Source organism: Sphingobacterium sp. Ag1, assembly GCF_000988325.1.
GTDB lineage: Bacteria > Bacteroidota > Bacteroidia > Sphingobacteriales > Sphingobacteriaceae > Sphingobacterium.
In genome coordinates this window covers 179,251-190,476 of the sequence record NZ_LBGU01000036.1, presented here as the reverse complement: position 1 = coordinate 190,476, position 11,226 = coordinate 179,251, and the positions used below count along the sequence as shown (strand labels likewise).

Annotated in this window: 9 protein-coding genes; all 9 read left to right on the top strand. The window is 41.1% G+C overall.

Annotated features, from left to right (window positions below):
• The first annotated feature begins 474 nt into the window (after positions 1-474).
• The 9 genes from atpD to leuC all read left to right on the top strand — a co-directional run bounded on the left by atpD (position 475) and on the right by leuC (position 11,226).
• Positions 475-1,977, top strand: a complete 1,503-nt coding sequence (gene atpD / locus AAW12_RS11375) for a F0F1 ATP synthase subunit beta (RefSeq protein WP_046673738.1) — start codon at positions 475-477, stop codon at positions 1,975-1,977.
• 21 nt (positions 1,978-1,998) lie between these two features.
• Positions 1,999-2,247, top strand: coding sequence for an ATP synthase F1 subunit epsilon (gene atpC, locus AAW12_RS11370; protein ID WP_046673737.1), 249 nt, complete (start codon positions 1,999-2,001; stop codon positions 2,245-2,247).
• 397 nt (positions 2,248-2,644) lie between these two features.
• The gene (locus tag AAW12_RS11365; protein WP_046673736.1) at positions 2,645-3,535 is read left to right on the top strand and encodes a branched-chain amino acid transaminase; all 891 of its coding nucleotides are present in this window, start codon (positions 2,645-2,647) and stop codon (positions 3,533-3,535) included.
• On the top strand, positions 3,519-5,219 hold the full coding sequence (ilvD, locus tag AAW12_RS11360; protein ID WP_046673735.1) for a dihydroxy-acid dehydratase: 1,701 nt from the start codon (positions 3,519-3,521) through the stop codon (positions 5,217-5,219). The genes AAW12_RS11365 and ilvD overlap by 17 nt, the downstream gene beginning before the upstream one ends.
• 128 nt (positions 5,220-5,347) lie before the next feature.
• Positions 5,348-7,090, top strand: coding sequence for a biosynthetic-type acetolactate synthase large subunit (ilvB, locus tag AAW12_RS11355; protein ID WP_046673734.1), 1,743 nt, complete (start codon positions 5,348-5,350; stop codon positions 7,088-7,090).
• An 8-nt stretch (positions 7,091-7,098) separates the two neighbouring features.
• Positions 7,099-7,689 (top strand): acetolactate synthase small subunit, encoded by a 591-nt coding sequence (ilvN, locus tag AAW12_RS11350; RefSeq protein ID WP_046673733.1) that lies wholly within the window; start codon positions 7,099-7,101, stop codon positions 7,687-7,689.
• Positions 7,690-7,703: 14 nt separating this feature from the next.
• Positions 7,704-8,168, top strand: a complete 465-nt coding sequence (locus tag AAW12_RS11345; RefSeq protein ID WP_231585254.1) for a DinB family protein — start codon at positions 7,704-7,706, stop codon at positions 8,166-8,168.
• Between the two features lie 44 nt (positions 8,169-8,212).
• A complete protein-coding gene (ilvC, locus tag AAW12_RS11340) occupies positions 8,213-9,694 on the top strand; it encodes a ketol-acid reductoisomerase (protein ID WP_046673731.1) in 1,482 nt (493 codons plus the stop codon).
• A 134-nt stretch (positions 9,695-9,828) separates the two neighbouring features.
• On the top strand, positions 9,829-11,226 hold the full coding sequence (leuC, locus tag AAW12_RS11335) for a 3-isopropylmalate dehydratase large subunit (protein ID WP_046673730.1): 1,398 nt from the start codon (positions 9,829-9,831) through the stop codon (positions 11,224-11,226).

Genomic DNA, 11,226 nt, shown 5'->3' with positions numbered 1-11,226 from the left:
ACCGCGGAGCAATCACAAGAACAGTTCGCCACATTCCGCAAAAAGGCAATGGATAAAGAACAACTGCTCAAGCGACAGCTGCAAGATGAACTGAACAAAACAATCTAGCCCTGTTTTTTATATAACAGCAGATTAAATAAATCGACCTGTAACGAATCCCTGAAGCATTCTCTTACAGGTCTATTTTTTTAATCCGGTTCAGTTCCTAGAAACGAACAAAAGATTCATCGAAGAACAGTGGTAAATTTCAAAAATACATAGCAGGATAAAAGAGAAAAACTATATTTGCAGGGATAGAAATCGAAACATTCAGAATTACAATAGATAACATTTTGACCTACATTAATAAAATTGTAATTTAATTGCAAATTCTATTTGTTTTTAAAAACGAATAACCTTATTTTTGCTGACCAAAAAAGAGGCCTTTTATGTCTCTTATATAAAATTGATTAATAAATATTTAGTCCCTATAATATGCCCAAGATTGGTAAAATAGCGCAGATTATCGGCCCAGTTGTTGACGTCAACTTCGCCGACAGTGAAAATCTACCTAAAATTTACGATGCATTGTACATTCAAAAAGAAAATGGACAACGTGTTGTATTAGAAGTTCAACAACACTTAGGTCAGGATCGTGTACGTACAATTGCCATGGACGCAACTGAAGGTTTAGTTCGCGGAATGGAAGTTGTCGATACTGGTGCTCCTATCAAAATGCCTGTTGGTGAAGAAATCAAAGGTCGTGTATTCAATGTAGTTGGTGATGCCATAGACGGGATCCAAAATTTGAATAAAGAGAATGGTCGTCCTATCCACAACGTACCTCCTAAATTCGAAGATTTGTCAACTGAGTCCGAAGTACTTTTTACTGGTATCAAAGTTATTGACCTTTTAGAGCCATATGCTAAAGGTGGTAAAATTGGTTTATTCGGTGGTGCCGGTGTAGGTAAAACTGTATTAATCCAAGAATTAATCAACAATATCGCAAAAGGTCACGGTGGTCTTTCTGTATTTGCCGGTGTAGGTGAACGTACACGTGAAGGGAATGACTTATTGCGCGAGATGTTGGAGTCAGGTATCATCAAATATGGTGAGCACTTTATGGAAGGCATGGAAAAAGGCGAATGGCCTTTGGACACTGTTGACCACGAATTGATGAAAGATTCAAAATGTACATTCGTATTCGGTCAAATGAACGAGCCTCCAGGTGCACGTGCGCGTGTTGCTTTATCAGGTTTAACAGTAGCGGAATACTTCCGTGACGGTGATGGCGAAGGTCAGGGCCGCGACGTATTATTCTTCATCGATAATATCTTCCGTTTTACACAAGCAGGTTCTGAAGTATCTGCCCTATTGGGTCGTATGCCTTCAGCAGTAGGTTACCAACCAACATTGGCAACTGAGATGGGTTTAATGCAAGAGCGGATCACTTCAACTAAAAACGGATCAATTACTTCGGTACAAGCCGTGTATGTACCTGCCGATGACTTAACTGACCCTGCTCCAGCGACAACTTTCGCTCACTTGGATGCAACGACAGTATTATCTCGTAAAATTGCTGAGTTAGGTATCTACCCTGCTGTGGATCCTTTGGATTCTACATCGCGTATCCTTTCTCCTGCTGTTTTAGGTAACGAACACTATAACACTGCACAACGTGTAAAAGAAATTCTTCAACGTTACAAAGAATTGCAAGATATCATTGCTATCTTAGGTATGGACGAGTTATCGGAAGAAGATAAATTAACGGTTCACCGCGCACGTCGTGTACAACGTTTCTTATCTCAACCTTTCCACGTTGCAGAGCAATTTACAGGTTTAAAAGGTGTATTAGTAGACATCAAAGATACCATCAAAGGTTTCAATATGATCATTGACGGTGAAGTAGATGAGTACCCTGAAGCTGCCTTCAACTTAGTAGGTAACATTGATGATGCTATTGAAAAAGGTAAGAAATTATTAGCAGAAGCAGTTTAATCTAGATTATATCTAAGAATAATGAAATTAACAATTATCACTCCAGACAAATTAGCATTCGAAGGCGAAGTAACTTCGGTTACTGTACCGGGCACTGCGGGTTCTTTTCAAATTTTGAAAGACCACGCTGCCATCGTGTCTACTTTGGAAGATGGAAAAGTAATTATTCAACAAGGTAAAGGTGAACAAGAAGTGTTCATTAAAGGTGGTGTTGTGGAAGCAAAAGACAATGTCATTACCGTACTTGCTGAAGGAATTATCGGAGATTAAATCAAATCGATTTTATAAAATTTTAAAAGCTTCCGATAGAAATATCGGAAGCTTTTTTTTTAAAGTTTTTTTGGCATTTTCATCATTTTAGGAAGAAAATTGACCATTGTAACAAAAAATAATTTTTTGAACCTGTAGACCAATTTTAAATACGGTATACGACTAACAAAATATAAAATCGAAAAAAACCGATAATTGTAAAATAAAATTTTAGTATAACATGTTTAATAAAATTTTATTCTAAATGCAAAATTAGCACTTTACCTATTGCCAATTATTGTAATTCCTGCTACCTTGAGGAAATGAAAATCGAAAGTTTTTATAGAAGCTTGAGATAGCATGATTTACCACCAAACCACAACAAAGGGAACGATTATACTAAGGTAAATTTTGGGTTATGAAATATTACGACAAAAACACATTGATTTATTTGGACGGAGCTTTCGTAAAAGCTTCGGAAGCGGCATTGGATCCCTTTGCTCAATCGCTACATTATGGATATGCGGTATTCGATGGTTTACGTGCGTATAACACCCACAATGGACCACGTATCTTTAAGGCTGACAAGCATTTCGATCGTTTAAAGAAATCATGTGAAGCGGTTAATATTCCTTATCGTTGGAGCAATAGAGAACTGATCGACATCTGTTATGAGCTCTTGGCTAACAACAACCTTCGAGAAGCCTATATCCGTCCATTGGTATTGACCGGTTCAAATATGCACTTAACCTCATCCACCGAAGCGACCCTCATGATGGCAGCTTGGGAATGGGGTCCATATCTTGGTCAGAACCTATTAAAGGTATGTATCTCTGATATCAAAAGACCCAATCCAAAGTCGTTTAAAATTGACTCGAAGATCTCTGGGCAATATGTAAACTCCATCCTTGCGACAACAGAAGCAATCAGAAAGGGTTACGACGAAGCTTTAATGCTCGACCACGAAGGCTACGTTGCCCAAGCATCCAGTGAAAATATTTTCATCGAAAAGGATTTCAAAATCTATACGCCGCCAGCGAAGAATATCTTTCCGGGTATTACACGCCAGACGGTAAAAAACATTTGTAAAAAATTGAACTTCGAAGTCATTGAAAAGCAATTGACGGTAGAAGATATTTACACCGCTGACAGCGCTTTCTTATGTGGGACTGCGGCAGAAATTATCGGCATCAAACAGGTCGATGATGTCATCTACAAAGAAGGCTGGGAACACAGCATAGGTGCATCGATTCAAAGAAGATATAAAAATTTAGTATTAGAGAACGAAAACTATGAAGTCATCATCTAACGGCGAAAACGCAATGAACAAATACAGCCGTACATTTACACAAGACGAAACACAACCTGCTGCAAAAGCAATGCTTTATGGCATCGGTCTTACGGATGCCGACATGGACAAAGCACAGGTCGGTATTGCCAGCATGGGATATGATGGTAATACGTGTAATATGCACTTAAATGATTTGGCACAAATCGTCAAGAAGGGCGTTTGGAACAATGATTTAGTGGGGTTGACCTTTGGAACCATTGGCGTCAGTGACGGTATGAGCAATGGTACCGATGGAATGCGTTATTCGTTGGTAAGCCGTGATGTGATCGCTGATAGTATCGAAACGATCTGTGGCGGACAATATTATGATGGCTTGATCTCTATTCCCGGCTGTGATAAAAACATGCCTGGTGCGATTATGGCAATGGCACGTTTGGACCGCCCCTCTCTAATGGTATATGGCGGCACCATCGCTCCAGGCCACTATAAAGGGGAAGAATTAAACATTGTGTCTGCATTTGAAGCATTGGGACAACGCATCTGTGGCAATCTTTCCGATGAAGACTATGAAGGCATTATCAAACATACCTGCCCTGGTGCTGGTGCTTGTGGCGGTATGTATACGGCAAATACCATGGCTTCTGCCATTGAAGCTTTGGGCATGAGCTTACCCTACTCTTCTTCCAACCCAGCGATCTCAGAAGAAAAGAAAAATGAATGTTTAGAAGCAGGAAAACACATCCGCACGCTGCTTGAGAAAGATATCAAACCCTCTGATATCATGACGCGGAAAGCATTTGAAAACGCGCTACGTACCATTGTTATCTTGGGCGGTAGTACCAATGCGGTACTTCACTTTATTGCAATAGGTAAAGCCGTAGGTGTCGACATCACGCAAGACGACTTCCAACGCATGAGCGATGAAACTCCTGTATTAGCTGACTTTAAACCGTCTGGAAAATACTTAATGCAGGATCTTCAGCAATACGGCGGAACTCCGGCTGTCATGAAATATCTTTTAAATGAAGGATTACTTCATGGTGACTGTATTACAGTAACTGGAAAGACCGTTGCTGAGAACTTGGCTGATGTTAAATCAATCATGGAATATGATCAACCGATTATCAAACCCTTGAGCGATCCAATCAAAGCTACAGGACACTTACAGATTCTTTACGGGAACTTAGCAGAGAAAGGTTCTGTTGCCAAGATCTCCGGCAAAGAAGGTGAAAAATTCACTGGTCCTGCACGGGTATTTGATGGTGAACATGATTTGGTAGCTGGTATTGCTTCTGGGCGAATCAAACCAGGCGATGTGGTCGTGATCAAAAATGAAGGTCCTGTTGGCGCTCCAGGTATGCCTGAAATGCTTAAACCAACCTCCTTGATTATTGGTGCCGGCTTGGGTAAATCTGTTGCATTAATCACCGATGGCCGTTTCTCAGGAGGTACACATGGTTTTGTCGTTGGACATATCACACCAGAATCTTACAAAGGCGGATTGATCGGCCTGGTAAATGACGATGATATCATCGAGATCGATGCCGTCAACAACAGCATCAACGTACTTCTTTCGGATGAAGAGATTGCGCAACGTCGTGCCGCTTGGGTCCAACCAGCGTTAAAAGTTAACAAAGGAGTTTTATACAAATACGCTAAAACTGTTGCCGATGCCTCAGAAGGCTGTGTAACAGACTTATAGAAAACCTAAAAATGGAGACATTTCGCCTGTAAAGATCTCAACAAACGAAATCTCATCGCAAATGTCTCCAAATCGAATAGTGAAATACGAAAAAGACTGAATAATCAACAACAAAAAAAATCAACGTAATGAGTACACTGGAAATAACAGAAAATAAGGCCGCTACAACGCAGCACACTCCGACACAAATTTCGGGATCGAAAGCTGTATTGGAGGCCTTATTGAGCGAAGGAGTTGATACCGTATTTGGTTATCCTGGAGGGGCAATTATGCCAATCTATGATGCCCTTTATGATTATACGGATCGTCTGAAGCATATTTTAGTGCGCCATGAACAAGGTGGAATCCACGCGGCGCAAGGTTATGCAAGAACTTCAGGTCGTACTGGTGTCGTCTTTGCGACAAGTGGCCCTGGAGCAACAAATCTGGTTACTGGACTGGCTGATGCCATGATTGACAGCAATCCTATTGTCTGTGTCACAGGCCAGGTATTTGCTTCACTATTGGGGACAGATGCATTTCAAGAAACAGATGTCATCAATATCACTGCTCCGGTCACCAAATGGAACTACCAAGTCACTGACGCAACTGAAATTCCAGCTGCACTCGCGAAAGCATTTTATATTGCCAGCACAGGTCGTCCAGGACCAGTATTGATCGATATCACCAAAAATGCACAGCTACAATTGTTCGATTACTTCGGTTATGAAAAATGCAATCATGTACGCAGTTACAGACCTGCACCACAAGTTCGCAAGGAATATGTTGAACAAGCAGCAGCCTTAATCAACAGCGCAAAAAAACCGTTTGTTCTTTTTGGGCAGGGCATCATTCTGGGAAAAGCAGAGGAAGAATTCAAAGCTTTTATCGAAAAAACTGGGATTCCTTCAGCAGCAACCGTAATGGGATTAAGTGCACTTCCAACGGATCATAAACTTCACGTCGGGATGTTAGGTATGCACGGTAACTATGCGCCAAATGTCATGACCAATGAATGTGACGTCCTAATTGCCATCGGTATGCGTTTCGATGACCGTGTAACAGGTCGTTTGGATAAATATGCCAAACAGGCAAAAGTAATCCATTTGGACATCGACCCGGCAGAGATTGACAAAAACGTACAGACAACCGTACCGGTATGGGGCGACTGTAAGGAATCACTTCCTATGCTAACGGCATTGGTAAACGCCGCAGATCACTCCGCTTGGTTGGAACAATTCCGTGAACTTGAAAAAGAAGAAATCAAGGAAGTCATCCAAAACGAACTTCACCCACAAACCGATATTATGACCATGGGTGAGGTCATCCATGTATTGAATGAATTGACAAGTGGTGATGCGATCATTACAACGGACGTAGGCCAACACCAAATGGTAACTTGTCGCTATGCTAAATTCAACAACAGCAAATCGAATGTAACCTCCGGGGGGTTAGGAACGATGGGCTTTGGTCTTCCGGCAGCAATCGGTGCCTGGTATGGCGCGCCAGAGAAAACTGTCGTAGCAATCATCGGTGATGGTGGTATACAAATGACGATCCAGGAGCTGGGAACAATTATGCAATTTGGTGCAAAAGTCAAAATCATGATCCTCAACAATGAGTTCTTGGGCATGGTACGCCAGTGGCAGCAATTGTTTCATGACAAACGTTATTCATTCGTGAATATCACGAGTCCTGACTTTGTTGCTGTTGCGAAAGGCTATTACATCGATGGTCAGAAGATTTCGGAACGTAAAGACTTACGTAATGCACTGAAAACCATGATTGATCACGACGGAGCATATCTATTGGAAGTGATGGTAGGTAAGGAAAACAATGTATTTCCAATGGTTGCACAAGGAACATCGGTATCTGAGATACGTTTAAAGTAGAATTTGACATGGAAAAACAAGAATATACCATCACCCTATATACAGAGAATTCAATCGGTCTTATCGGTCGGATCTCAACAATCTTTTCAAGAAGAAAAATCAATATTGAAAGCTTGAATACTTCCCCTTCTGAAGTAGAAGGAATACATCGTTTTACCATCGTAATCACGGAGGCTGAAGATGTTCTGCGTAAACTTTGTCGTCAACTGGAAAAACAGATTGATATCCTCAAGGCCTATTATAACACCAATGATGAAGTGATCTGGCAAGAACAGGCGCTGTATAAAGTACCGGCGGATGTTGTCAATGAAAAAGTATATGTAGAACGTTTGTTGCGTCAATACGGTGCCAATGTGGTTGTGATCCGCAACGACTACATCGTCTTTGAAACCGCCGGTCACCGTGAGGAGATCGATAAATTGACAGAAGAATTGACCAAATATGGTTTGATCGAATTCGTCCGTGGCGCACGTATCGCTATCATTAAAGACAGTGCAGGTTTCCACTCTAAGTTGGTTCAGTTTGAAGCCAAGGAACCATCGATGGAAATTGTGGAGAACGAATATCTCGATAAAAGAGATGATGTATTTACGATGTAATCTTTAATGGTATTATGCAAGAGACATTTAAATTTATCTTAAAGTCACGTCAAAAATTCATTGAATTATTTGACGGTCTTTCGCTTGAACAGCTTAACAAAATTCCCTCGGGATTTAACAACAATATCATCTGGAATTTTGCCCACATTGTCGTCAGTACACAGACCTTAGTCTATGTCCGTACAGGTATTAAAACCGATACGACTTGGGTAAAATATAACGAAGATTATAAAAAAGACACTAAGCCAACCCGCTTTGTCGAACAAGCCGAGGTTGACGAATTGAAAGAAATCGCAATCCACAGTATTGAGCAAATTGCTGCAGACTATGAAAACGGTGTTTTCGGAGAAATCACCTCCTTCTCAACAGCAACCTATGGCTATCCAATGGATACCATTGAAGAAGTTATTGCCCTGACATCAGGTCACGATAACGTTCATTTCGGTTACGCCATGGCGCAACGCAGATTAGTACAATAATTAAAATAAATAATCAACAACCATAACAGAAAGAAAGTAAAACAATGGCAAATTATTTCAACACCTTACCGCTTAGAGAGCAGTTAGAACAATTGAGTCACGCTGAATTCATGGATAACACTGAATTCACGGACGGTGTAAACGCTTTAAAAGGTAAAAAAATCGTAATCGTAGGATGTGGTGCACAAGGCTTGAACCAAGGTTTAAACCTAAGAGATAGCGGACTGGACGTTTCTTATGCTTTGCGTAAAGAAGCTATTGAACAAAAAAGAGATTCTTGGAAAAATGCTACGGACAACAACTTTAACGTAGGCACTTATGAAGAATTGATCCCATCTGCGGATTTAGTTATCAACTTGACGCCAGATAAACAACATACGTCAGTAATCAACGCTGTCATGCCGTTGATGAAAGAAGGCGCTACATTGTCGTATTCACACGGTTTTAATATCGTTGAAGAAGGAATGCAGATCCGTAAAGATATTACTGTCATCATGGTTGCTCCAAAATGTCCGGGTTCTGAGGTTCGTGCAGAATACCTACGTGGTTTTGGTGTTCCTACCTTGATCGCTGTACACCCGGAAAATGATCCACAAGGAAAAGGCTGGGCTGAAGCAAAAGCATACTGTGTAGGAACAGGTGGACACAAAGCCGGTGTATTGAAATCTTCATTTGTAGCCGAGGTAAAATCAGATTTGATGGGTGAGCAAACGATTCTTTGTGGATTGTTGCAAACAGGTTCAATATTATCCTTCGACAAAATGATCGAGAAAGGCATCGAAGCTGGTTATGCGTCCAAATTGGTACAATATGGCGTGGAAGTAATTACAGAAGCCTTGAAACACGGTGGTGTGAGCGGAATGATGGACCGTTTGAGCAATCCAGCAAAAGTAAAAGCGTTTGAGATCTCTGAAGAATTGAAGGATATTATGCGTCCATTATTCCAAAAACATCAAGATGATATCATGTCAGGTCACTTTAGCAAAACCATGATGGAAGATTGGGCAAATGGTGATGCGAATCTGTTGAAATGGAGAGCTGAAACTGGTGAAACTGCATTTGAGAAAACACCGGCTGGGGATGTTAAAATCAACGAACAAGAATACTTCGACAACTATACACTGATGGTTGCTTTCATCCGTGCAGGTGTTGAATTGGCATTCGAAACAATGGTTGAAGCAGGTATCAAGCCAGAATCAGCATATTATGAATCATTGCACGAAACACCGTTGATCGCTAACACAATCGCTCGCAAGAAATTGTTCGAAATGAACCGTGTTATCTCTGATACAGCAGAATACGGTTGTTACCTATTCGACCAAGCTTGCAAACCTTTGTTGGCAGACTTCATGAAAACTGTCGATACTGACCTCGTCGGTAAAAACTTCAACGAGGGTAGAGACGCTGCAGTTGATAACGCACAATTGGTTGCCATCAACGAAATTCTGCGCGATCACCCTGTAGAAATCGTTGGTCGCAAATTGCGTAAGGCGATGACTGCAATGAAAGCAATCAAAACTGTTTAGAAGTCCATACGAAATTATACATGCTCCAAAAATCATGAATATTTCGTAATTTAGTATATCGAAATCAAGGTGATATTGAGACATTTGCAATATCACCTTGATTCATATAAAAATAACATAAGAGAGATTAAAAAATGTCAAAAACATTAGTAGAAAAGATTTGGGATGCGCACGTCGTCAAGCGTGAAGAAGGGTTTCCTGATATTATATATATCGACACCCACTTGATTCATGAAGTTACTTCACCTCAAGCTTTCGATGGCTTGCGTAAAAGAGGAATCCCAGTTTTTCGTCCAAAGCAAACGGTAGCTACTGCCGACCACAACGTACCGACACTCAATCAACATTTACCGATCAAAGAAGAGCTATCCCGTTATCAAGTTGATATGCTCACCAAAAATTGCGCTGAATTTGGCATTGAATTATATGGTTTGGGGCATCCATACCAAGGGATTGTACACGTTATTGGTCCGGAGCTGGGTATCACCCTACCAGGTAAAACGATGGTCTGCGGCGATAGTCATACCTCAACACATGGTGCTTTTGGAGCTATTGCTTTTGGTATTGGAACCTCTCAGGTTGAACAGGTCTTCGCAACACAATGTTTGTTGCAGTCGAAGCCAAAAACAATGAAAATTGAAGTCAACGGTACCCTTCAAAAAGGTGTTGGAGCAAAAGATATCATCCTATATATCATCTCTAAAATCTCTGCTGCGGGCGGTACAGGTTACTTTATTGAATATGCTGGTTCAGCAATCCGTTCATTAAGCATGGAAGCACGTATGACCATTTGTAACATGAGTATCGAAATGGGTGCACGTGGAGGCTTAATCGCTCCGGATCAGATCACTTTCGACTATGTAGAAGGCCGTGAATTCGCACCGAAAGGTGAGGAATGGGATCAAGCCTTAGCATACTGGAAAACATTGTATTCTGACGAAGATGCCATCTTTGATAAAGTGTTGACTTTTGATGCCGCAGATATTGCACCAATGATTACCTACGGTACTAATCCGGGTATGGGTATGGGTATCGCGGAACATATTCCAGCCACTAGTGCACAACCGGAATCAGAACGTCCATCGTACCAAAAAGCCCTCGATTACATGGGCTTTAAAGATGACTCAACAGTACTAGGCAATCGTGTTGATTATGTGTTCATCGGAAGTTGTACCAATTCCCGTATTGAAGATTTACGTGAAGTAGCTTCATTTGTTAAAGGCAAGCAAAAAGCACAAGACGTTGAAGTATGGATTGTACCGGGCTCAAAACAAGTAGAAAAACAGGCTAAAGAAGAAGGCTTGGATAAAATATTTGAAGCAGCAGGATTCCAGCTGCGTGAACCAGGATGTTCGGCATGTTTAGGTATGAACGAAGATAAAATTCCTGCTGGTAAATATTGTGTATCGACTTCAAATAGAAATTTCGAAGGACGTCAGGGACCGAATGCCCGCACCATGCTGGTATCACCTTTGACAGCAGCAGCTGCGGCAGTAACAGGTAAAGTAACAGATGTAAGAGAGTTGATCTAA